General features: G+C 51.7%; 19 protein-coding genes. 7 read left to right on the top strand and 12 right to left on the bottom strand.

Annotated elements, in window-relative coordinates:
* Positions 1 to 94: 94 nt before the first annotated feature.
* Positions 95 to 784 (bottom strand): YitT family protein, encoded by a 690-nt coding sequence (locus AC4GL5_RS06905; RefSeq protein WP_490382063.1) that lies wholly within the window; start codon positions 782 to 784, stop codon positions 95 to 97.
* Between the two features lie 586 nt (positions 785 to 1,370).
* Between AC4GL5_RS06905 and AC4GL5_RS06910 the strand changes: the two genes are divergently transcribed.
* Positions 1,371 to 2,975 carry a methyl-accepting chemotaxis protein gene (locus AC4GL5_RS06910; RefSeq protein WP_490382064.1) on the top strand — a complete coding sequence of 535 codons (1,605 nt, stop codon included), beginning with the start codon at positions 1,371 to 1,373 and terminating at the stop codon, positions 2,973 to 2,975.
* A gap of 62 nt (positions 2,976 to 3,037) precedes the next feature.
* Here the strand turns inward: AC4GL5_RS06910 and waaF are convergent, their stop codons facing one another.
* Together waaF and AC4GL5_RS06920 are read right to left on the bottom strand one after the other, a co-directional pair.
* Complete coding sequence (gene waaF / locus AC4GL5_RS06915; protein ID WP_490382065.1) at positions 3,038 to 4,126, bottom strand: lipopolysaccharide heptosyltransferase II; 1,089 nt, start codon at positions 4,124 to 4,126, stop codon at positions 3,038 to 3,040.
* A gap of 130 nt (positions 4,127 to 4,256) precedes the next feature.
* A complete protein-coding gene (locus AC4GL5_RS06920; RefSeq protein WP_490382066.1) occupies positions 4,257 to 6,551 on the bottom strand; it encodes a polyprenyl synthetase family protein in 2,295 nt (764 codons plus the stop codon).
* 217 nt (positions 6,552 to 6,768) lie between these two features.
* On the opposite strand from AC4GL5_RS06920, the gene AC4GL5_RS06925 reads away from it, so the two are divergent.
* Positions 6,769 to 7,350: a YqaA family protein gene (locus tag AC4GL5_RS06925; RefSeq protein WP_490382067.1), complete on the top strand. Its 582-nt coding sequence runs from the start codon at positions 6,769 to 6,771 to the stop codon at positions 7,348 to 7,350.
* Positions 7,351 to 7,456: 106 nt separating this feature from the next.
* On the opposite strand, the gene AC4GL5_RS06930 is transcribed toward AC4GL5_RS06925, so the two are convergent.
* The 3 genes from AC4GL5_RS06930 to AC4GL5_RS06940 form a co-directional block, all read right to left on the bottom strand.
* Entirely contained in the window at positions 7,457 to 8,386 is a 930-nt protein-coding gene (locus tag AC4GL5_RS06930) for a branched-chain amino acid transaminase (RefSeq protein ID WP_490382068.1), read from the bottom strand.
* Between the two features lie 113 nt (positions 8,387 to 8,499).
* Positions 8,500 to 11,430, bottom strand: a complete 2,931-nt coding sequence (glnE, locus tag AC4GL5_RS06935; protein ID WP_490382069.1) for a bifunctional [glutamate--ammonia ligase]-adenylyl-L-tyrosine phosphorylase/[glutamate--ammonia-ligase] adenylyltransferase — start codon at positions 11,428 to 11,430, stop codon at positions 8,500 to 8,502.
* Between the two features lie 118 nt (positions 11,431 to 11,548).
* Positions 11,549 to 11,917 carry a diacylglycerol kinase gene (locus AC4GL5_RS06940; RefSeq protein WP_490382070.1) on the bottom strand — a complete coding sequence of 123 codons (369 nt, stop codon included), beginning with the start codon at positions 11,915 to 11,917 and terminating at the stop codon, positions 11,549 to 11,551.
* Positions 11,918 to 12,247: 330 nt separating this feature from the next.
* On the opposite strand from AC4GL5_RS06940, the gene nhaB reads away from it, so the two are divergent.
* From nhaB to AC4GL5_RS06960, 4 genes are all read left to right on the top strand, one after another.
* Positions 12,248 to 13,762, top strand: coding sequence for a sodium/proton antiporter NhaB (nhaB, locus tag AC4GL5_RS06945; RefSeq protein ID WP_490382071.1), 1,515 nt, complete (start codon positions 12,248 to 12,250; stop codon positions 13,760 to 13,762).
* A 330-nt stretch (positions 13,763 to 14,092) separates the two neighbouring features.
* Positions 14,093 to 15,568, top strand: coding sequence for a methyl-accepting chemotaxis protein (locus AC4GL5_RS06950; RefSeq protein WP_490382072.1), 1,476 nt, complete (start codon positions 14,093 to 14,095; stop codon positions 15,566 to 15,568).
* Positions 15,569 to 15,681: 113 nt separating this feature from the next.
* A complete protein-coding gene (locus AC4GL5_RS06955) occupies positions 15,682 to 17,352 on the top strand; it encodes a S8 family peptidase (RefSeq protein ID WP_490382073.1) in 1,671 nt (556 codons plus the stop codon).
* A 38-nt stretch (positions 17,353 to 17,390) separates the two neighbouring features.
* Entirely contained in the window at positions 17,391 to 17,942 is a 552-nt protein-coding gene (locus tag AC4GL5_RS06960) for a hypothetical protein (protein WP_490382074.1), read from the top strand.
* A gap of 17 nt (positions 17,943 to 17,959) precedes the next feature.
* On the opposite strand, the gene AC4GL5_RS06965 is transcribed toward AC4GL5_RS06960, so the two are convergent.
* Positions 17,960 to 18,691, bottom strand: coding sequence for a FadR/GntR family transcriptional regulator (locus AC4GL5_RS06965; RefSeq protein WP_490382075.1), 732 nt, complete (start codon positions 18,689 to 18,691; stop codon positions 17,960 to 17,962).
* A gap of 308 nt (positions 18,692 to 18,999) precedes the next feature.
* Here AC4GL5_RS06965 and acuI point away from each other — a divergent pair, with 308 nt between their 5' ends.
* Entirely contained in the window at positions 19,000 to 19,983 is a 984-nt protein-coding gene (acuI, locus tag AC4GL5_RS06970; RefSeq protein ID WP_490382076.1) for an acrylyl-CoA reductase (NADPH), read from the top strand.
* Positions 19,984 to 20,126: 143 nt separating this feature from the next.
* Here the strand turns inward: acuI and AC4GL5_RS06975 are convergent, their stop codons facing one another.
* The 5 genes from AC4GL5_RS06975 to ubiD all read right to left on the bottom strand — a co-directional run bounded on the left by AC4GL5_RS06975 (position 20,127) and on the right by ubiD (position 24,463).
* A complete protein-coding gene (locus tag AC4GL5_RS06975) occupies positions 20,127 to 20,255 on the bottom strand; it encodes a hypothetical protein (RefSeq protein ID WP_490382077.1) in 129 nt (42 codons plus the stop codon).
* A gap of 195 nt (positions 20,256 to 20,450) precedes the next feature.
* Positions 20,451 to 21,056, bottom strand: coding sequence for a hypothetical protein (locus AC4GL5_RS06980; RefSeq protein WP_490382078.1), 606 nt, complete (start codon positions 21,054 to 21,056; stop codon positions 20,451 to 20,453).
* Between the two features lie 41 nt (positions 21,057 to 21,097).
* A complete protein-coding gene (folM, locus tag AC4GL5_RS06985; RefSeq protein WP_490382079.1) occupies positions 21,098 to 21,838 on the bottom strand; it encodes a dihydromonapterin reductase in 741 nt (246 codons plus the stop codon).
* 26 nt (positions 21,839 to 21,864) lie between these two features.
* On the bottom strand, positions 21,865 to 22,890 hold the full coding sequence (locus tag AC4GL5_RS06990) for a 2Fe-2S iron-sulfur cluster-binding protein (RefSeq protein WP_490382080.1): 1,026 nt from the start codon (positions 22,888 to 22,890) through the stop codon (positions 21,865 to 21,867).
* Positions 22,891 to 22,981: 91 nt separating this feature from the next.
* Positions 22,982 to 24,463: a 4-hydroxy-3-polyprenylbenzoate decarboxylase gene (ubiD, locus tag AC4GL5_RS06995; RefSeq protein WP_490382081.1), complete on the bottom strand. Its 1,482-nt coding sequence runs from the start codon at positions 24,461 to 24,463 to the stop codon at positions 22,982 to 22,984.
* Between the last annotated feature and the right edge of the window lie 53 nt (positions 24,464 to 24,516).

Here is a 24,516-nt window from a genome sequence, read left to right on the forward strand (position 1 = left end):
TCGCCATAAAAAGAACCCCCAATGTTGGGTGTCCAACTATTGGGGGTCACTTCAGAAGTCTCCACGGGGCTATTTACGCTAAAGCTAAGATCATTCAGCTTTGCGCCGGATGAGCAACGGCAGCTGATTTGCCAGATGAGCAGGGGGTCGCTCTTTCTCCCTTTGTATCAGCCAAGGGCGTTTTATCCTGCTGCAATAACTTGGGCTGTGTATTTTGTTGCCGATAACGACCAATAATTGACCCCATCACCACAGTAACCAACAGTGAAGCAAACCAGAGCTCTGCCCCGAAAAGTAACAGCCCAATGCTGATAGTAATGGCATCAATCACCAGCAACGCCCAGCCACGATTGACACCCCAGGCCCGCTCCAGATACAGCGCAAGTACCGTAAAGCCACCGGTTGAAGCATTATGCTGAAACAGCGTCACAATACCAAAAGCCATCAGGGCACCGGCAGCCAAGGCCCCCAAAACCGTAGAACCCAGATCCAGAACCACATACCGACCAATCAGGTCAGTCAGCACGCCGATCAGAGTTACCGACAGAGCCGTACGTAAAGTAAAACTCAGACCTTTTTCAAAATACGCCAGAATATAAAACGGCAGGTTGATCACCAGAAACACCTGACCAAACGTAAAATCAGCCAACAGACGGTCACCGATCAGACCGACACCTGTGATACCACCGACCGCAACATGGCTGGACTGTAAAAACAAAATGCCCAGCGCCATCAGAAAACTACCTTCCAGAATACCTAACCCGTTATGTGCATGACGTTTCATTCAGAACTCTCTTTAAACGCAAAGATGAAGCAAGCGCCTGATCTCCCTCAAAAGTATTTTTATCGGGAAAATGACGATTTAAGAAACGGAGTCAGACTCCGCAAAAGCGAAAAAAGAGTGTCAGCTCTGGAAAACACGCTGCTGAAGCTGGGCTTCAGAGAAAAGAAATTCGTTCGGTTTGCTCTTGGCGTTTTTAATCGCCCGAACCGGCGGCAAACGCAGCATAGAACAGCAGCCGCTTAATACCGACGCGTAGGAACATTGGCGGGCCATGCACCAGTTCAAACACATCTGTAAATTAACGGAAGCGCGTATCATCAATGCAAATTCTGCCCTGCTAAGAGGTAGGTTAATATGGCGCGTATTGTACGAGCTTTAACCCCGAGCGCAACAAAGAATACCCTCTCATTTGCTCCGATAACTGGAGAAGCTGTAAATCCCTTACTACGCTAACTAGCCAGCCCGAGTAATACCCGACATCGCCTCTGAATCACTGGCGTGATTCTACTCCTGAGTGGACAGCCGACGGCATCGCCCGGTTAAAGCCATGGGTACGAATAACGCATCAATCGCAGAAGGAACGCTTATGTTTACCCAAAAAGTGACCGGCAAAATCTTCTACCCACTGCGAAACCTATCGATTCAGCGCAAGTTGTTCGGAGGGTTTGGCTTTATCATCTTCTTGCTCTTAATCGTGGCGGCTATCGGCCACCAGACCCTGATTACCGTTGACAGTGAGCACAAGGACCTGAAACAACTGGGCAAAATGGCCACCCTGATGGCCGATGCCCGTATCGCCGAGAAGAACTTTGTGATTCGAGAAAGACCAGCGGCGCTTGAAGAAAACGCCCGTCTGATCGACCAGCTGAAACAGATCGCCCAACAGCGTGCCGCATCGACGACAGACCCCGAAGCCGAAGCCGTGTTAAGAGACATCGCTGACAGCGTAGATGACTATGAGGCTGAATTTATGATTCTGGTCGAAGCAATCCGAAATCGACAGTCGGATGATGCCATCGACACGATTGAAGCCAAACTAACCCGAGAAGCCAGACGCCTGACCAACGCAATCGATCAGTGGTATGACACACGTCAGGCCATGCTGAAAACCAGTGTCGAACAGACCCAATGGATCGTTTTTATTGCCGCAGCCTCAGCCCTGATTATTGGAGCATTGATCGCCAGCGCCGTCACTAAAGCGATCAAAGAACCCATTCACGAGCTACTGGAAGTGATCACTCAACTGGCTGACGGCAACCTGAATCAAAACATCAAAAGCCGCCGTCAGGATGAGCTGGGCACGCTGATGAATGCAACCCAAACCATGATTAACAACCTGCAACAACTGATCGACCGTCTCAGCCAGGGGATTACTCAGCTGGCATCTACCAGTGAAGAACTCTCATTAGTGGCTCAACAGAATACAGAAGCCATTACCGAACAGAAAAACGAAACCGATCAGGTTGCAACCGCCATGACCGAAATGGTCTCCACCGTACAGGAGGTGGCCCATAACGCTGAAAATGCTTCCGATACCGCAGAAGAGTGTGAACGCCTGACTCAGAATGGTGGCAAACTGATCCGTAACAGTATCCAGCAAACAGAAAATCTGGCCAATGAAGTTGAAGAAGCAACCGAATCCATTCTTGAGCTAAAAGCTCAAAGTGACCAGATCAGCACCGTACTGGACGTTATCGCCGGCATTGCCGAGCAAACCAACTTATTAGCTTTGAACGCAGCCATTGAGGCCGCTCGTGCCGGTGAAGCCGGTCGTGGCTTTGCCGTTGTCGCTGATGAGGTTCGCACACTCTCCCAGAAAACCCAGGAATCTACAGAACAGATTGAGAGCCTGATCACCAACCTGCAAAAAACAGCAGAGCAAACTGCCAACAAGATGATGCACAGCTCTGAGCTGGCGAAATCCACAAAGGAACCCGCATTGGAAGCCCGAACCGCCTTCAACTCTATCACGGAAGCGGTTCAGCAGATTCAGGCAATGAATCAACAGATTGCAGCCGCTGTCACTCAGCAGGGAGCCGTGGCAGAGGATATCAACCGCAGTATTATCACCGTCTCACAATCGGCAGATATGACAGCAACGGCCAGTGAACAGACACTGCAATCCAATCAGGAGCTGAGTCGCCTGGGAGTGGACCTGCAGGACTTGTCGTCTAAGTTTAGATTGGCGTGAATTACACAGAGACGGCTAGCAGTTGCAGGGAATCGATAACGGTCATAGATACAAGACCGGGTTTAGTCGGTTGCCTGCATCGGCACCATGCTTAACAGCGCCGAGCGAACCCGCTCAACACTCAGATCGTGAATACAGGGATCAGTGGCTTTGTTTTTATGCTGGCGGCAAATCAGGTCGTTACAGGGCTGACAGGTACGGTCACTACGGACCGTTTGTACCTGAACCCGTTGGGGGGTGGACTGATGGCTCTGCTGGTCATGATCCTGCGGAATCACGACATCCAACTCACCACGGCCTCTTAGCATAACCAGCGGGTGGTTCAGGGCCAGGCAGAGCTGACTGTAGAGGGTTTCCTGCGCCAGAACAGCCCGACTCAGCGCCAGCAGATCCAACTTGTCATCCCAGGCCAGTCGGCCACAGAGGTTGCTGACCTCCATCTGACGCTCATGATCCAGTCCGGCACAGATCTGCTCACAGAAAGCCTGCTCGCTGCGGGGTGCGATCAGCCAGATCTGCCACCCCTGATCGATCAGTTGTTCCGCCAGTTTTGTCCAGCGCTCAGCTGGCCAACGTTGCCCCATCGCAAGATCACCACCGGGGCAGAACACCATGGCAGGTCGCTCCTGATCCAGATAGTGCGCCTTAATCTGCGCGCGAGCGTTATCCGGGTCGGTAAACAGCTGAGGTTCTAATGGTTCATCACTCATCTCGCCATGATCATCAGCCAGAGCCAGATAACGACTGCGGCGGGTAGGGAATTTCCCGGCAGGCATCCAGCGGGCATCATTGATCAGCATAAATCGCAAACGACCTAAAGAGCCGCTGCGGCGCTCAATACCGGCCATCCAGGGAACCAGTGATGGTTTCCAGCGAGTGGTAAAGACCAGAGCCTGATCAAAGGGTTCGAACTCTTTTTGCCACTCTTCCAGCTGACGACCGGCAATCCAGAACAGCTTACCGGCGGCATCAGCATCGGGCAGGGTCAACAGATCATCCAGACCGACCAGGCGACGGGCCAGTGAATGCAGGTGTGCGGGTGCCATAAGGCTGATGCGACACTCCCGGTGTTTGCGGATCAGACGCTGGATAACACATTGCACATCCAGTAACGCATCCGGGGTTTCATCAGCAATCAGCAGAATTTTCATGACAGGCTCATTTCGCTTGCAGGAGTGAAGGATCACAGCATATTACTGCCCAAGGCAGCTTTTACAAGGGGGCATACTTCGACAAATGATCTGGATCGGGTCACGGGGTAATCATCACAACAGGCCGCGTTTAATTTGAACGCTTAACCAGCCAGGCAGCCATTTGTGTTAATGCCTGTGCGTTATCGATCTCGCTGATCGATTCAATGGCACAGTAATAATGTCGGTACAACTGCTCCGTTGCCCCCTGTCGCCCAAGACAACGAACAAACGTGGAAGCCTGATTCTGTGCATCCAATTGTGCAGGTTTGCCCAGCGTGGCCTCATTAGACTCCACATCCAGCAGGTCATCTTTTATCTGGAAGGCGATCCCCAGATGGTAAGCGAACCGCTGCAGACTAGCGATATGCCCCTCAGACTGTCCGGTGAGAAGGGCTGGCAGCACCAGCGCACTCTCAATAGCGTAAGCCGTTTTCTTCAGGCTGATCTCTTCCAGCGCCTCAAGTGTTAAAGCGTTACCCTGCGCCTCCAGATCCAGCCATTGGCCATGACAGATCTTCTGGCTGAGCTGGCTGGCGTATTCCAGAGATTTCAGCAGATGCTCTGCTTTAAACTGTCCCATACCCGCATGAACTTCTACCGCTTTCAGGATCAGGTTGACGGCAGAGATCTCAGCTTTGGCTTCACTCTGCAAGTGCTGATGTAAGGTCGGCTTGCCCCGACGCAGGTCAGAATTATCCTGACTGGGTTTATCATCCAGAATCAGCGAAGCGGTGTGCATATATTCAATAAAGCGCACCACAGGAGCAATCTGATCAAAGGACAGTCCCAGACAATCCTTGCTGTAGAGAGTGCATAACACGCCCCGAAAGTATTTACCGCCAGCGGACAGCGAATAGTTTGCGGCGTCTTCGAGCGGGTTCCCGGCGTTGAGGGGCAGCTGTTTACCGATCTGCGCCTGAATCCCTTTAATGCGCTGTTCTAACGCACCAAAACCCTGCTGTTGATTCTGTGCATCCTGCAGTTGCTGTTGCAGCTGGGTACTGAAAAACTTATCTAACCAGCCCATTTCCAATGGCAGTTCAAGCGCAGCCCGTACAGACTGTTGAATGGGTTTAAGTTCCGGGCAGTCCTGTGTTAAGCGCGCCATTCGCTCAGAAAATCCGGCCTTACCAAGCGTCTCTAACAGCGACTTGTGGCTGTTGATGCAGCGCTTTATCAGAAGTTTTCGGGTCTGAGAATCTCCCCGATAGCATCGGTAGATCAGGTGGTGCAGCAACGACCAGTACAACCGATAAGGATGAATGCCCTGGTAGGTTCTGTTCTGGTAGATCAGAGCAACAAACGGGGTGATATTGCCCTCCTGATAATCCAGATCCACATCTTTAAGATCATCATGCAGTTGGTTAAATAATCCGAAGTACTGGTAGTTGCCCAGAGTAACCTGATTAGAGACCAATGCATCGGCCAGAATACGGGAGCGGCTCGATTTATTAATCATCCCCAGCCATACCGGCCCGGCATCGGCCTGCTGGGATTTCAGAAAAATATAGGCCTGATCCAGAAAGGCCTGAAAATGATCGCCCTGCTGTTGCTGAATAAAAACAAAGGCTTCCGCCAGCTCATCAAAAACGTAATTGAGCCACTGACCCGGCTTGTCTGCCTGACATTGACCCGCTTTGCCATCATCCGGTTTATGAACGACACCCTGCAGAATGGATGTTTCAAGAGCCTGATTAAAACGGGCCTGCTGATCCGTTGTCAGTACCTGAGAATCCTGCAGATCATCAATCAGCGGATACGTCAGGCCGTAGTAGTACCCCAGGCAGATCGCCTGCTCAAAATCAGCATGCTCACCTTTACTTTGCCACTCGTTCATCAGCACACCGGCGACAACTTTCAGCAGCTTGCGCAGGCCCTGATGAGCTGCCAGTGCTTCCGGCAGTTCCTGCTTCAGGCGATAAATTTTAGCCGACAGCCAGATAAAGGCCCTCTCAGCCTGATGTTTTTTTGCCCAGCGAAAACCGTGCAGCATCATATCAGGGGTGTCTGTCGGGTCAGAATTCTCCGAAACACGGGCAAGTCGTTTTGCTAAATCATCGGTCAGATAGTCGATCTTCTCGGCAACGTCTGTCTGGTTGAGGTCGAGATCCAGATCCCGGACATACAGATAGGCCAGAGATTCCTGCAGGTAGCGCCTGAGTTGTTTCTCACGGACCAGCTTTTTAATAAAAGCCGGACTGTTAAAAAAGCTCAGTTTATGTGCCAATGAAACCTTAGGTGCATTCTGACTCCAGTGACGGATATCCTCGGCAAGGCGCGTGAACGTTTGGGGGTTTTGGCTATCGGCCAACAGGGTATCCAGAAAGCACTGCGCCTGTTCCTGAGCGCGGGCAAAGCCCTGTATCCTACTTGGGTTTGTCATGTTTCGGGCTCTGAGTCCTGTTTACGGGCGTCAAAATGATGATGAGGGTTAAGGTATGATTCATTATGCGGATCACAGTAATAACATCGATGCCGGATAGCAACTCATAGGCTGCGGCCAAACAGGTAGCACCCGCAACAGGCCGTTGTTGCATTTTGTTCTGACAAAACATCAGGCTCTTAGAAAACAGTTGTGGCAACGCCGCTCAGGGAAAGCGATGAAAAAACACCTTATCAACTACTTCAACAATATTGCTGATCAGAAATGGCTCTACCCGGCGCTGTTTGTTTTTTCCTTTCTGGAATCCACGATTGTTCCGATCCCGCTGGAATTTGTACTGGTGCCGCTAATGCTGCAAGCCTCAACTAAACGCATCTGGTTGCTGGCAGGCATCGCGCTGTTGGGTTTTCTGGCCGGAGCTACCCTGGGTTATTTCAGCGCCGTGCATTTGCTGGATCAACTGGAACCCTGGTTGCTGCAGTCGCAGGAAAGCCAGCAATATTATCAGGCTGCTTTGACCGAGATGGAGGAAAATGGTTTCTGGTATCTGCTGACGGTGGGCATAACCCCCTTGCCGACCCAGATCGCCATGCTGGCGGCAGGCAGTACCGCCTTTCCCTTTGCGCTGTTTCTGCTGGCGATGCTGGTGACCCGCTCCATTCGCTATTTTTCTATCGCCTGGGTGATGAGCCTTTGGGGTAAGTCCGGCTATCGCTGGCTGAAAGCGCATAAATCAAGAGCACAAAAACTGGCGTTGCTGCTGCTTGTTATTTTTGCGCTCTATAAACTTATCCTCTGAGGTTTTAGCGCTTAAAACACAAAACCGGGAGCGCAAAACCAGAAGCGCAAAAAAATACCCGCTGTGTTGTCACAGCGGGTATTGTCGGTCAGGCTAAACCCGTCAATTAAGCCTTCACCGGAGCCAGCCATTCAGGGTGCTCGGCTCGTTTGCCGGTCACCTGATCAAAGTAGAGACTCTGCAGTTTCTCGGTAATCGGGCCACGACGGCCGGTGCCGATCTGACGACCATCCAGCTCACGGATCGGCAGTACTTCGGCCGCAGTACCGGTGAAGAAGGCTTCATCCGCGATATAAACCTCATCACGGGTGATACGCTTTTCGATCACATCCAGACCCAGCTCCTCTTTTGCCAGCTCGATCACGGTGCGACGGGTGATACCGTCCAGACAGGAGGTCAGTTCCGGGGTATAGATCTTGCCGTCACGAATGACAAAGATATTCTCGCCGGAACCTTCCGCCACATAACCTTCGTTATCCAGCAGCAGGGCTTCTTCACAACCGCTACGCAGGGCTTCTGACAGCGCCAGCATAGAGTTCATGTAGTTGCCGTTGGCCTTCGCCTTGCACATGGTGATGTTCACATGATGGCGCGTGTAGGAAGAGGTCTGCACCTTGATGCCCAGCTCTTTTGCTTCCGGTGACATATAAGACGGCCACTCCCAGGCGGCGACCATCACATGCACTTTCAGGTTGTCTGCACGCAGCCCCATACCCTCAGATCCGTAAAACACCATAGGGCGTAGGTAGGCGTGATCCAGATTGTTGTCACGCACGGCAGCCAGCTGAGCTTCGTTCAGCTCCTCTTTGCTGAAAGGAATCTGCATATCCAGAATATGAGCCGAACGGAACAGACGATCGGTGTGCTCCTGCAGGCGGAAAATCTGCGCGCCCTTGTCGGTTGCATAAGCCCGGACACCTTCAAAACACCCCATACCGTAGTGCAGGGTGTGAGTCAGTACATGTACTTTTGCATCTTTCCAGTCCACCATCTGGCCATCTAACCAGATCAGACCTTCACGTTCGGCCATAGACATATCGGATTTCCTTCAGCGTTTGGGTTGTTTTTTTATTTTAAATTGCTGTTTTGTTTTCGAATCATTATTCCGCGTTCAAGCTTCAGTATAAGAGGCTTTACGCCACCGGGCGGTCAGCTTTCCAGCAGACTCTGCCAGATGCGGGTCACGTTCGCTCGGTGATCGGTAAACTGATCCGCAGACACCACACTCGGTACCTTCTGCATAGAAGCATCATGGGCGGCCTGACGGTACACCAGATAAGCCTCGCTCAGCTGGGCGACCTGCTCAGGCGTTAACAGGCCCACCTGTTCAACCGTCTCCAGAATACGCATGTTATCGGTCCACTGCAGCAGTTCAGGATGTTCACTGCTGAAGCGTAGTACACAGTACTGGGCGATAAACTCAATATCTACCATACCACCGGCATCCTGCTTCAGATGGAAGCTAGTGTGCGTACCGGTCGCATCCGGTTTGGAACCCAGATTGTCCCGCATCTTAATACGCATGGAGACAACGTCTTCCTTCAGCTGATTCAGGTCGCGCGCTTCAGTGAGAATTTCGGCACGCACCTCAGCAAACTTATCAGCAACCTCAGGACTACCGGCCACAACACGGGCGCGCACCAAAGCTTGTTTCTCCCAGGTCCAGGCTTCTTTCTGCTGATAATCCCGGAAGGCTTTTACGGAGCTGACCAGCAGGCCGGAATTACCGGACGGACGCAGACGCATATCCACCTCATACAGCTGGCCGGATGGCGTCAGGGTGTTCAGAATATGAATAATCCGCTGCCCCAGACGGGTGAAGAAGACGCCATTGTCGATGCTCTTCTTGCCCTTGCTGTCACCATCGGTCACGCCCTGAGAGGCGGCATCATGCAGGAACACCAGATCCAGATCCGAGCCGTAACCCAGCTCGATCCCCCCCATTTTGCCGTAACCGACAATGACAAAGGACGGGTCACAGGGAGCACCATCCTCTTTCGCCGGTACACCGTATTTATCGGTCAGGGTTTTCCATGCCATCTGCAGCACATATTCCAGCACCGCTTCCGCAATATAGGTGAGGTAATCACTCACCTTCATCAGATGGCGGGTCTGGTTGATATCCGATGCCGCCACACGCAGTACGTGAGCACGCTTGAAGTAGCGCAGCGCTTCCATCTGCGCTTCTTCATCTTCTTCCGGCAGACGCAACATCTGCTGGCGAAGATCATCACGCAGCAGCTCAATATCTGCCGGTGTATATAGGGTGGCGGGATTGAGCAGCTCATCCAGCAGGATCGGGGTTTTCGCCAGATGCTCGGCAATCCATGGACTGGCAGAACAGAGCTTAACCAGCTGCTTGAGGGCGCTTGGGTTCTCCATCAGCAGCACAAAGTAAGCACTTCTTCGCAGTACGGCTTCCACCAGCAGCAGAGTACGCTCCAGCGTCTGGGATGGCGTACCGCATTCGGTCACCGCCTGCAGCAGCATTGGCATAAAAACTTCCAGACGCTCACGACCTTCCCGCTGTAATCCCTGAACGACCCGGCTGTTACGCAGGCTGTCCAGTCGGCGATAGGTGGTTTCGGCATCTTCAAAGCCCTGCTCTTCCAAGAGACGGGCACCGGCCTCGGGATCGTATTCGCCTTTCCAGAGCGCACCGAGTTCTGCGCTCTGACTGTCGTCCTGCTCCTCTTCATCTTCGGGAGCGGCAATCACATTGGCGAAGTGTTTACTGACTTTGCCCCGCTCCAGCTCCAGACGGGCCTCGAAATCCTGCCAGTTATCGAAGTTCATGATGTAGGCCATACGCAGGCGCGGGAAATCATCTTCCGGCAGCGTCTGAGTCTGCTGATCCGCAACGCCCTGCAGGGCATGTTCAGCGTTGCGCAGGAAGAGATAGCCTTCCAGCAGCTCATCGGTCACTGCCTGAGGAATCAGGCCAAGGCCGCTGATGATCGGCAGCACTTTGCGGATCGAGCGTTCCTGCAGTTCGGTATCCCGACCACCACGGATCAGCTGGAACACCTGGGTAATAAACTCCACCTCACGGATACCGCCGGGGCCGAGTTTTACGTTAGTGATCAGTCCCTTACGGCGCACCTCACGGTTGATCATCGCTTTCATATCCCGCAGAGATTCGATAGCGGAGAAATCCACATACTTGCGGTAAACAAAGGAGTTCAGTTCTTCCAGCAGCGCGTTACCGCCTTCGATATCACCGGCGATAATACGCGCCTTGATCATGGCGTAGCGTTCCCACTCCCGCCCCTGATCGTGGTAATATTCCACCATGGCGTTATGGCTCAGCGCCAGCGATCCGCTTTGACCATAAGGGCGCAGGCGCATATCCACACGGAAGACAAAACCATCCACGGTATTAGCATCCAGCGCGGCAATCAGCTTCTGACCGAGGCGGATAAAGAAATCCTGATTATCCAGCGAGCGACTGCCACCCTGTGTCTGGCCATGTTTCGGGAAGCAGAATATCAGATCGATATCGGAAGAGAGATTCAGTTCGCAGGCACCCAGCTTGCCCATGCCGATGACCGACATACGCTGGGGTTGTGGCTCGCAGCCCTCCTCCGCTTTGGAGTGCGGGGTGCCCCACTTAGGTGTATAAAAATCGTACAGCCAGCTCAGAGCTTCATCGGTACAGATATCCGCCAGATGGCTCAGCTCTGCGGTGGTCTGCCACATGTTGGTCGTGAAAGAGAAATCACGCCAGATAATGCGCATCATCATCTGACGGCGGAACTGACGCAGCGCCCGGTGCAGGTCATTTTCAGCGGCACAGTTTGCCAGCTTGGCCTGCAGAATCTCCCGCATCTGAGCCGCACTCAGAGACTCCGTGAACCAGCCTTTTTCCAGCATCTCCGCCAGCAGGTATGGAAAGCGCAGGGCGCTATCGACCACGTATTCGCTGCAGACGACGATCTTGTCGGCAAAGGGCAGCCCTTTAAGACCGTCAAACAGCTCAGGCTCCAGTCCATCCTGTAGTTTTTGCCACTGCTGATCCGAGGTGGATTTCAGATTTTCAGGCAGTTGTTGTGGGGGCTGTTGCGGGATGGATGATGTCATGGTGATTCCTTTATAGACCTAACATGAGCCGGAAGCTCGAAACCCGGACGCACCGGGTAACAATATCAAGATACCGGACAATAACCGGACAATGGCATCGGACAATAAGAGTCCCGTTTTACCAAAAACGACTGATCAGAATGCTGCCCCATGTCACGCCGGCAAAGACCAGTGCGACAAAGACGCCTGCAGAGCCGATATCCTTCGCGCGGCCGGACAGCTCATGATGCTCCGGGCCGATACGATCCACTACGGCTTCAATGGCGGAATTGACCAGTTCGGCAACCAATACCAGCACACAGCAGCCGATCAGCAGCAGACGCTCAACCAGGGTTTCACCGAGAAAAACTGCCGCCGGAAAGAGAATAACGCAAAGCGCCACTTCCTGACGGAAAGCCGCTTCGTTGATAAAGGCCGCTTTCAGGCCTTTCATGGAGTAACGGGTGGAGTGAATAAGGTGTGTCAGACCGGTATGACCTGGTTTCATGCTGCTTTTTTCCTAAGCAATGGAAGCTGGTTTTCCAGATAACGGAGCATTTTGCTCTAGAAAACAGATTACGCACATAGCTGACTCGATAGCTTATCCAAAACATTTAACAAACGCTAACCTTGAGCTCAAAACCATATAGGAAGCTAACGCAGGATATAAAAGACGCTTTTGTTGGGCACCTTTCCGTTGAAATCTCTTTGCGGTGTGTATAATGCTTGCGCCTGTTTCTCTGAAGAAACAATAAATACATGGCGAGAAAATAATAATTCCTAAGATAAACAGTGAGTTAAAAATACCCGACCCGTTCACTACAAAGGACCTTAAAAAATGGCTCAGACCATATCACAAGGCTTTTTACGCAACTTTCTTGGCAGTTCGCCGCTTTGGTATAAGAAAGTCATTCTTGCTTTTCTGATCATTAATCCGATTCTCTTCTTTCTTCCTGCATTTGGCCCGTTCTTTACCGGCTGGCTACTGATTGTTGAATTTATCTTCACTTTGGCAATGGCCCTCAAATGCTACCCACTGCAACCCGGTGGTTTGCTGGCAATTGAGGCGATTGTCATAGGCCTGGCCTCACCGGAATCTGTGATGCATGAGGTTGAAGGCAACCTGGAGGTGATACTACTGCTGGTCTTTATGGTGGCGGGTATCTACTTTATGAAGCAGTTGCTGCTGTTTGCCTTTACCAAGATTCTGCTGGGCGTACGCTCAAAACCTATCCTGTCACTACTGTTCAGCATTACGGCAGCACTCCTGTCCGCTTTCCTTGATGCGCTGACCGTCACGGCGGTAGTCATCAGTATCGGTGTGGGCTTCTACTCGGTGTATCACAAGGTTGCTTCCGGCAAGCAGTTCAATCAGGAAAGCCATGACAACGGTAATGATGGCTCGCTGAATGAGCAGCACCAGAGCGATCTGGAAGAGTTCCGGGCCTTTCTCCGCAGTCTGCTGATGCATGCCGCAGTGGGCACCGCGCTGGGTGGTGTTTGTACTCTGGTGGGCGAGCCGCAAAACCTGTTGATTGCCAAAGTGGCGGGCTGGAACTTTGGCCAATTCTTCACCCGTATGGCACCGGTCACTATGCCGGTTCTGGTTATCGGTCTGATCACCTGTATTGTGCTGGAGAAAACCAAAACCTTCGGTTACGGGGCAAAGCTGCCGGACTCGGTTCGTCAGATTCTGGAAGACTTTGACAAACATCAGACCGAAAAACGTACCGGTAAAGACAAAGCCGCTTTGATCGTTCAGGCGGTTACGGCATTTTTTCTGATCTTTGCACTGGCATTCCATATTGCAGAAGTCGGCCTGATTGGTCTGGCCATTATCGTGATTCAGACGGCCTTTAACGGCATCACGGAAGAGCATCAGATCGGCCATGCCTTTGAAGAGGCCCTGCCGTTTACCGCGCTGCTGGTGGTCTTCTTCTCTGTGGTTGCAGTAATCCATGAACAACACCTGTTCCACCCCTTTATCCACATGGTGCTGAGCCTGGAAACCCATCAACAACCCGCCATGCTCTTTATCGCCAACGGTGTTTTGTCAGCTATCAGCGATAACGTGTTTGTGGCGACGGTTTATATCTCGGAGATCAAGTCTGCACTGGATGCCGGTGAGATCACCCGTGAGCACTTCGATGTGCTGGCCGTTGCGGTGAATACCGGTACCAACCTTCCCAGTGTGGCAACGCCAAACGGGCAGGCTGCCTTTCTGTTCCTGCTGACCTCGGCTATTGCTCCTCTGATCCGTCTTTCCTATGGTCGCATGGTGTTGATGGCACTGCCTTACACCATCGTGATGTCTGCCATGGGCCTGTATGCCGTTGTTTACTGGGTGCACTAAAGCACCGGTAAACGATAATAATGCCGGCAGACCTTAAGGTTTGCTTTTGCTCCCATAAAAAACGCTGCTGTTTTTGTAACCGCAGCGTTTTTTATTTTCTGCTTATAAATCAAAGCTTAGCAATTCAGCTCCCGTTCTATCTCCCGGCTTCTCCGCCCGTTCTTACATTTCAACCTTAGTCTTACCCTTGCCTCATTCAAACGTATGTTTTAAATTCGTTAACCCTTGATCAGGGTCAATACGGAAAAACCTTCGCTTTCCCCAGAAAACCCTGACAACCGCCAGATCAGAAAAAAACCGACTCAAAACAACAATAAAACCGGAGCCACCATGACACTCTCTCAGCTTACCGAACGTTTTATCCCGGATAGCCTGCGACAGGATCAGGACCGACTGATTCATGCCCGAACCGTTGTCACCGTTGCCCTGCTGGCCGGAGTTATCGCACCGGTATTTGCCATCAGCTACTTCAAGAATCATCACTCGGCCATGGGCTGGGGCATTCTTTTGGGTAGCGCAGGTCTTCTGCTTGGCCCGGTTATATTGCGCATGACGGCACGGGAGCGCCTGGCAGCCGAAAGCGTCATCAGCTGTATGTATGCCATGGTGGTCTGGATGCTTTACGTAAATGGTGGCGTCATGTCGAGCAGTGCGCCCTGGATAGCTTCAATCCCCTTTGCCGCGATTTTCATCGCCGGGCGCGGATCCGGTTATTTCTGGTCCGTGGTCAGCCTTGGCACCATTGCCGCCTTTCTGTTTATCCATCAGACAGGTACTCCGCTGCCGGAATCTCCTATTCCTGAAAGTATGATACCGACCCAACAGGCTAAATCCCTGATCGGTATGAGTCTGATTGTAATCGTGCTGGCCCTGGCCTTCGATAAGGCCAAATCACAGGGCTTTGCTCAGCTGGAAACCGCCCGTAAGGCCAGCGAACAAAGCGAGCAGCGCATCGCTGAGATTTTGGCTCAGGTCACCTCATCCGTGCATCAGGCCGAGAATGTCAGTCGGGATGTGACCTCAAGCGCTCAGCGCATCGCTCAGACCATGCAGCAACAGAATCAGGCGGTAGGCAGTATGGTGGATGAAGCCGATAAGATCGTGACCGATGTTTGTCAGCAGGCCAGCGATGCCGAGATCGCCGCCACCACCGCTAAGAAAACCGGTACTGAAGCGACCGAAGGCGGCACGGTGATGAACGATGCGGTCAGCAAACTGAACCGTGCAACCGCAGTGATTATGACCGCCGCCGAGCGACTGGAAACACTGGAACAGAGCAGCAACGAGGTGAACTCTATCGTGGTGATGATTCACGATATCGCCGAGCAAACCAACCTGCTGGCCCTGAATGCCGCTATTGAGGCCGCTCGCGCCGGCGAACAGGGGCGTGGCTTCGCCGTGGTAGCCGATGAGGTTCGGAGTCTGGCAGAACGCACCCGAAATGCGACACAGGATATCAGCGGAAAAATCCGCCTGATCGTCGATGGCACTGAAGCGGCAGTAGCGGCCATGCGTGAAGGCAGTGAGGAGGTTCAGCTGGGCCAGAGCCATGCTCAGGCCGCTCAGGAACAGATTCAGGCAATTATTCAGGATACCTGCCAACTGGGGCAGCAGATGGAGCACTTATCCGCGACCGGGCAGCAACAGCAAACCACCTTTACCCATTACACGGAAGAGATCCGCACCATCGGACAACAGGTACTGCAACTGACAGATGAAACCCGCCAGATTCAGAGCAATATCGAACAACTCGACCAGATTATGGGTGAGCTAAGTCAGTCGGTCAGAGAGTTTGAGAAGGTATAAGCATTGTGGGCTAGGTTTTCTCGCCAAGAAAGGCAAAATATTGCAATATGAAACGCATGCCATGATCTTGTTCAGCTCCATGGATGGTCGACATCAAAGGAAAAAATCTTGCCATGCAAAAAATTGCTACCCTCAGTTGCCTGCTTATTCTTTCTGCTTGCAGTGAAAGCGAGGAAGAATCTATTTTCTCCGGCAGTTCAACCCTAAATAACGGTCGTGATACAGAGGTCTGCAATGCCATCAGTTATGCAAAACAAAAAAATAATACGTCAGGAAAAGACCCCCTATTGGCATATCAATGGCATATCCTCAACAACAGTAGCCCAGGGCTAATAAAGCAGGATGTTAACCTCCAATATTCACTTTGGAATGAAGTCACAGGGTCTGGTATAAAAGTGGCCGTTATTGATAGCAGCATCGATTACAACCATCCGGACTTACAATCTAATCTCGACTTGGTCAACTCATGCCAATTCGGAACATCGCCTTCTGGCGGGCACGCAACGTCAGCAGCAGGATTGATCAGCTCGGTTAAAGATAATGCCCTGGGAGGATCTGGTGTTGCCCCTGATAGCCAAATTCAAGGCTTTAACACTCTGGATGTGGATCCCACAGTTTTAAACTGGGAGACCTCGTTATCAACTGCCAGCTCCCGAAATCGCGATATTGATGTCTTTAACATGAGCTTGGGCTATCCTGTTTCAACCACTCCCATTCCGTTTGATAGCAATATAGAGTCATTTATCAAGCAAGGCACTGAATCCGGCCGTGGTGGACTCGGGGCGCTGTATTTCAAAGCTGCTGGTAACAATTTTGATGACGCAAGATGCTCTATGTATCAATACCACTCAGACTTTCTGCCATGCCAGAGTTCCGTACTTGACCCCGATAACAATATTCCCTATTTGATGGTCGTATCAGCACTTAACGCTGAAGGAACAAGAGCCAGCTACTCTTCAACGGGTTCTAATATACTTTTTTCAGCTCCAGGCGGCGGTGACGGTGTCGGCATTATTACGACAAATGACATTAACTTAGCAACTGATATGGATGACATTGAAGGCTATGAGGGCTATACAGACGAATTTACAGGCACATCTGCAGCGACACCAATAACCTCAGGTATTTCTGCTCTGATTCTTCAAGCCAACCCAAACTTAGGGTGGCGGGATGTTAGAGATATTATGATCAGAACAGCAGATCAGGTTGATGCATCAGCGCCTGCTGTCGTAATTGGTAACACCGATAATGCAGTCAATTCATCAACCGCATCAACGACCACTGTTAAGCTGGATTGGCAGGATAATGCAGCAGGCCTGTCATACCATAACGACTACGGCTTTGGCCGTATTAATGCGGTCAATGCGGTCGAGCGTGCAAAAGGCTATACAACTAACTTGCCTGCACTAGTCAGCGCGACGTCAAAAAATAGCTCAGCTGAGACAATAGCTGATGATATTAGTGTGCCACTTTCATCACGACTATCAGCGCCAGCAGGGGTAACAACGGTAGAATCAGTACAGATAAAGCTCACCTTAAGCCACCCCTATATTTCAGATCTAATGGTGAAGCTGACATCCCCCTCAGGAACAGAAAGCATACTCCTGACACCCAGAAATGCACTGAATACCGAAATCCAAAACTACGAATTAACTCTGTTAAGCCAAGCCTTCTATGGAGAAAACGCGGCGGGTAGCTGGCAACTTCAGATCTACGACACTCACTCAGATACCTATGGCACGGGTAGCCTCCACCGCTGGTCGATGACCGTTTACGGTCATTAATACGGTCAGCATTTCTAACTTTGAGCAGGATATTTTCAATGCGAATTTTGACTTTAGTTTTATCCGGCCTGCTGAGCCTTGTTCCGCTTACAGCATGTGCCTTTGATGGCAAGAAACCGACCGTTGCTCAGGACCCGTTACCCTCACACCTGAAAGCCGGAAAACAGATCCGGATTGAGAACAGTCACTATCTGGTTCTGGATCAGGTAAAGGCGTACAACACGGATAATAAAGAAAACCAGCGCGCAGTTCAGAGCAGTAATGCCGAGGTCGCCCGTAAAGGCAGTTACAGCATTCAATCGAAAGCCATCCCAAACGCCAATGGTCGCCCGGTTGTGTGGAACCAAACCACGCAACGCTATGCGATTTTGCTGGATGAATTAGGTCTGGTGCTGACAGATAACAGTACTGCCGAGGCGATTGCGCAGCAGTACGGTATGGCGCTGACGGTTCAGATCGAACGGCTGAACCGGGCTTATTTCAAAGTGGACGCCAATCTGATTCCTGATCTGATGCGCCAGCTGCAGCAGGATATCCGGGTTAAAGCCGTGATGCCAAGCCTGTTGGAAAACAGCCGTCAACCGATGTAGGCCGGGAAGCCAATCGCTCAGGACTGGCCTGCTTTCCAGTCCTGAGCCGCCTGAAAGCGCGCCTTCAGATAGACCATCAACTCATCAAGAGCCGCTTCGGCCCCCTGAGCATCACTTTGCTCGATAGCCTCATATAGCCTCCGGTGAGCATCGACAACATCCATACGATCCCGAAAACGCACCACAACCATATTCGTTACCGGCTGCATCGCTTCAATCACGGCGTACATCAGAAACTGCAGCATCGCATTCTGGCAGGCATCCACTAACGCACGGTGAAAACGCACATCAGATGCGCAAAACTCTTCATCCGTCAGAGACTCCGACTGCTGCTGATCCAGTTCCCGCTGCAGTTGTTTCAATACTGTTTTATCCGGATTGAGCGCTGCCAGACGCACACAACTCTTCTCCATCTCATGGCGGGCATCGGCAATTTCGGTCAGACTGAACTGATCCATACTGGCCAGCAGTGTTGCGGAAGCGGTCAGACTCTCACTGGCATCATCCAACGAGGGACGATTGACAAAGGTTCCACCGGTCGGCCCCCGTCGGGAACGGATCAGGTTCTGGGCCGCCAGCCGTTTAAGGGCTTCACGAATGGTCGGGCGGGACACCTGATAGCGCGCTGCCAGTTCATCCTCGGTTGGCAGACGATCATCGGCTTTCAGCTCACCGGAAAGGATCGCTTCGCGCAGCTGCTCAGAGATCTGCTTGGCAAGACTTTGTGTCATCAGTGGCTGGATTTTCACAACAAACCTCGGAATAGATTAATATTTGGCTGATGGACAACGGGTAGGCTGAACATCAGAAGCAGCAGACTCATAAATGAGGAATCTTTGCCGCATTATTTTAGGGCGAATAGTAGCAGAACCGATAAGATGACGCATCATTCTTCTATTTGTTTGACAAATAGAAGAATCAACAATTAATCTTATAACACCGATGCGGCAGAATGCTTGTAATCAACTATGCTGCAAACAAACTCAGATCAACTCTATAACGTTAACCTCCTTTTGAAAGCAAAGGTTAACGCCTCTGATAAGCAAGGTGTCACGGTATGAATAAAGCACTGGTTCTGGAACAGGAAGAGAAGAAAACACTGGCAGGCGTTCGCACTCTGGACGCAAGCGAGCTGCCTGAAGGCGATGTTCTGGTTAATATCGAATACAGTTCTATGAACTATAAAGATGCGCTGGCAGTAACCGGTGCCGGAAAAATTGTTCATCAGTTCCCTATGGTGCCAGGTATTGATCTGGCGGGGACCGTTGCGGAGTCTGACAACCCTGACTACAAAGCCGGTGATGCCGTTGTTCTGACAGGTTGGAGCGTTGGTGAGAAATACTGGGGTGGCTATGCTCAGCAGATGCGCCTGCAATCTAAGTGGCTGGTACCTCTGGCTGAAGGTATGACCGCTAAACAGGCGATGACGATCGGTACTGCGGGTCTGACCTCTATGCTGTGTGTCATGCGTCTGCAGGAAAGCGGCCTGAAACCGGAACATGGCCCTGTGCTGGTTACCGGTGCGACCGGTGGTGTGGGCAGCATTGTGGTTGCTCTGCTGGCTAAAAATGGTTTTGAGGTGGTTGCCGTCAGTGGCAAAGCCGACAGCGCAGACTATCTGAAACAGCTGGGCGCATCCGAAGTACTGCCTCGCAGCGAATTTGAAGACAAGGCCCGTCCGCTGGACAAATCCCGCTGGGCTGGTGCTGTTGACACTGTGGGTGGCGATATTCTGGCTAAGGTACTGTCTCAGATGAACTACAACGGCCGTGTGGCAACGGTAGGTCTGGCATCCAGCTTTGCCCTGAACACCACGGTAATGCCGTTTATTCTGCGTGGCGTTGATCTTCTGGGTGTGGACAGTGTGATGATTCCATACGAGCGCCGTGTTCAGGCCTGGAACCGACTGGCCAAAGAGCTGCCACAGGAGATTATGGATCAGGTTTCCAACGAAATTTCTCTGGAACAGCTGCCTGAGCAGGCTCAGAACATGGTTGAAGGTAAGGTAAAAGGTCGCGTACTGGTTAACCCTAACCTGTAATCCTTTTATCAGATCCCGCCTGTTTCTCAGGCAATAAAAAGGCCGTCATAAACCTGATATGAATATTCGGGTTTTGACGGCCTTTTTTGCGCGAATCCTTCCGCAGCTGAGAATCCTCAGCTGAAACGATCTCTTCCCGGCTATTAACCCAGGAAGTAACGAGACCAGAAAATGGTCGCTGGCAGGCAGTTCATGCCGATCAGAATTGCCAGAGCCGGAATCACATAGATAAAACCAGCTTCGTCACGGAAGTTTTCGTCATGATGGGACATTTCAAATCCTCACAGATTGATTTTAAGAGAGCTGAGACTTGTTTCTTTTTGATTTTTTTATGAGTAACGCTTTTGACTTGCGTCAAATAGTGACAGGCATTTTACGGAGATATGACGAGCTGTCCAGTACGACTTTCTGAGGATTTTAACGGCAGGAAGAGGCATACCGGGCCAGATGACCCGGTATTGCAGAGATTATCGGTCTTCGCGGATAGAAAGCGTCAGCAGATGCCGATCCTCGGCTTCATTGCGGTAATGCAGTCCAAGGGAAAAATTACGGTTGATAAAACTGCGAAGACCGGTTTCAAAAAACCAACGGTCTTCGGATTCATAGGCGGTCTGACCCGCACTGAGATTAAGCAGTGACGGTAATTTACCCAGCCCGGCAGAAGCCATATTAATACCCAGATCGACCTGCCCGCGATGGCCGTACTCATCGGCCTCAGAGCCTCCAGCGGATAAAACCATATCAACATAACGGTACTGCAAACCAAAACGGGTCGATGTGGATAAATCTGTTTGCCAGCGTGACCCTAACTGCCACTCTGTAAAATCCGCATCGGATACGCCACTGCTATCCGGATCGTAGGTCATTCTGCTGTATGCGCCGACCAGACTGAGGCTGTCGCTGACGGGCACACCGCCATCAAGTCCCCAGCCGATACCCTGGTAATTGTTTCCCGTAACATCCCAGCGCCCACCCTGAATGCCTAAGGAAAGATAGGAGCGGTTGTCAGCCATAACAGGCTGAACGATACCACCTAAACACAGACTGAAAATGACGAGCAAAAACTTCTTCATGGTTTCATCCCTGACTCTGTTTGACTGGTTTATCCCTATGATCAGATAACAGATCGGCCGCCTTCTACCGGTAAAATAACACCCGTAAGGTAGGCGTTCTCCAGAACGTATCGGATCGTTTGGGTAATCACTTCAGCACCGGGTTCAATCTGCAATGCTGACTTTTTCAGTGCTTTTTCACGGTATTCCGCATCATCACCGGGCTGAAACATAATAAGCGCCGGTGCAATAGCATTCACCTTAATATCAGGAGCAAAGCGGGCAGCAAAAGACTGGGTCAGGCTCTCCAGGCCCGCTTTGGTCGCAACATAAGCACCATGCTTTTTAGACCCCTTGCGTACAACGGCATCAGTAAGATGAATAATATCTCTGGAGCCATGATGGGCCAACAGTAAAGACTCACAGGCCTGATTAATCAGAAAAGGGGCCAGCATATGTACCGAAAACAGATGCTGAAAACCCTCTGCCGACTGCATCAGGGATGCGTTATCCACACCCTTCTGATCCGGCAGCCAGTCCGAGGCGTTGTGGATAACGGCTCTTAGACTTGAGGTTTCGGCTTTAAGACGCTCGATAAAATCCAGAATACCCGTCTGATCACTGAAATCTGCCTGTAGTGTGACGATGCCTTTTGCCCTGAGTGAATCCAACTCCGGGCGCTCCGTTCGGTAAGTGATAATCACCGGCTGACCACTGCCGACAAGCGTCTCCGCAGCATGTCGCCCCAAGCGACGGCCACCGCCGGTAATCAGAATGGGAGCTTGTGTTTGTTCTTCGCTCACAAAAAAACCTCAATCAGCAGCTCAGTCTAGCCGCGCGGGGCGTAGGCAAAAACATCAGAGAAGACGCACTCGTCTGACAAGCCATATTGAATCAGGGTATCGGTTACGGAATAGACCATATTGGGCGAGCCGCTGGCGTAAACGGTCGCATCGTCAAACTTGCCGTGATCTTTGATCATGGCGTCGTGCAGCATACCCACATGTCCCTGCCATTCCTGATCCGGCAACAGGTCACCCACAACCGGTACAAAGTGGAAATTTTCATACTCCTGCTGCCACTTTTCCGGCAGGTCTGCCATATACAGATCCTGCGGACGGCGTGCTCCCCAGTAGAGATAAAGCTGCTGATCACTACCTTGCTCAAAAGCTTCTTCGATCAGGGCTTTCATTTGAGTAAAGCCGGTTCCGGCAGCAACAAAAAATACTTTATCGGTCCCGGTCGCTTTTAGCGTGCACTCACCTTTTGGCAACTCAACCTGAACACTGCTCTGCTCCTGAAGCATTTGCAGCAGCATTCGGGAATTATCCCGATCCGGCAGGTGCTGAATGTGCAGCTCCAGACGACGCCCATCAGGGCGGTTAGCGATAGAAAAAGCGTTACGGTCACCATTGGGCAGAATAATTTCCAGATATTGCCCGGCAGCATAATCGGGGAGGTTTCCAGCCGGGGTTTGCAGCACAACCCGATAAACATCGGTAGCGCCCAGCTGCTCAACACAGTCAATCTGACAAGCCATTGTCTTCACAATAAATTCTCCTGGTGCAAGTATCCGGTTGAGCTGGATCTCGGCCGGTTCTTTTGCAGATGCAGTACAAAATAAAAAGGATTCTCCCGGAGTAGCGCTCCTGATTCCGGAGGGAGTGCGGTAGAAGATCTCCCCACGAATCAGAGTACTTTCACACACTTCGCAGACACCGTTTTTACACCCTCTCAACAGCCGGAATCCCTGTTCTTTGGCTGCCTCAAGAAAGTTCTCATCAAAAGCCGCATAAAAACCGGTCGTTTTCTGATGACAGTCGATTCTGAGGGTGCGCTGATCCGTTCTTGTCATTCCCTTATCATCCGAAACAGCGGCAAGGCTGTCACCTTGCCGCTAGCAGAAGGTCCTACTGAGCGATCAGATTCATGGTCTGACGATTGTCTCAGGATGAAGGTTTATCAAAAATACCCAGTTCGTCCCAGAGATCATCCACACGCTGTTTAACAGCTGCATCCATCTCAATGGGCTCCCCCCACTCACGGTCAGTTTCGCCCGGCATCTTATTGGTGGCATCCATACCCATCTTGGAACCCAGACGGGGAATCGGCGAGGCAAAGTCGAGATAGTCGATCGGGGTATTTTCGATCATGGTGGTATCACGGGCCGGATCCATACGGGTGGTAATCGCCCAGATCACATCCTTCCAATCCCGCACATTGATATCGTCGTCGGTAACAATCACAAATTTGGTGTACATAAACTGACGCAGGAAGGACCATACACCCATCATCACGCGCTTAGCGTGGCCGGGATACTGCTTCTTCATACTCACCACCGCCATACGGTAGGAGCAACCTTCCGGTGGCAGATAGAAATCGACGATCTCCGGGAACTGCTTCTGCAGAATCGGCACAAACACTTCATTCAACGCCACACCCAGCACCGCTGGCTCATCCGGCGGACGTCCTGTGTAGGTGCTGTGGTAAATCGGGTCTTTACGGTGCGTGATGCGCTCTACGGTAAATACCGGGAAGCTTTCCACTTCGTTGTAGTAGCCGGTGTGATCACCAAACGGGCCTTCCGGTGCCAGTTCATCGGGATAGATATAGCCTTCCAGGATGATCTCGGCATTCGCCGGAACCTGAAGATCGTTGCCGATACACTTGCCCAACTCGGTTTTAGAGCCGCGCAACAAACCAGCAAAAGCGTATTCCGACAAAGTATCAGGGACCGGTGTTACCGCCCCCAAAATGGTGGCCGGATCAGCGCCCAACGCTACAGAAATCGGAAAGGGTTCACCCGGATGGGCTTGCTGCCACTCACGGAAATCCAGTGCACCGCCACGGTGGGACAGCCAGCGCATAATCAGTTTGTTTTTACCGATCAACTGCTGGCGATAGATGCCCAGATTCTGACGCTCCTTATGCGGGCCTTTGGTAATCACCAACGGCCAGGTCACCAGAGGGCCGGCATCACCGGGCCAGCAGGTCTGAATCGGCAGTTTATAGAGATCAACATCATCGCCTTCGATCACCACCTGCTGACAGGCAGGATGGCGTACCTTCTTCGGCCCCATGTTGAGCACTTTTTTGAATACCGGCAGCTTTTCGATGGCGTCTTTAAAGCCTTTAGGCGGCTCTGGCTCTTTCAGGTAAGCCAGTAACTTGCCCACATCACGCAGTGCGGTCACGTTATCTTCGCCCATACCCAGCGCCACACGACGCGGAGTGCCAAACAGGTTGCCCAGCACCGGCATGTCATAACCCACCGGATTTTCAAACAGTAAAGCCGGACCTTCTGCCCGCAGGGTGCGGTCACAGATTTCGGTCATCTCAAGATTGGGATCAACCGGCGTGGAGATGCGTTTCAGCTCTCCCATCGCTTCCAACTGATCAATAAATTCACGCAGATCTTTATAACGCATCTCGGTTCCCTGATTTCCTCCGGCTATTACCGGTCGGTAAGGAGATTGAAATT

The sequence above is a fragment of the Oceanospirillum sp. genome, assembly GCF_982874595.1.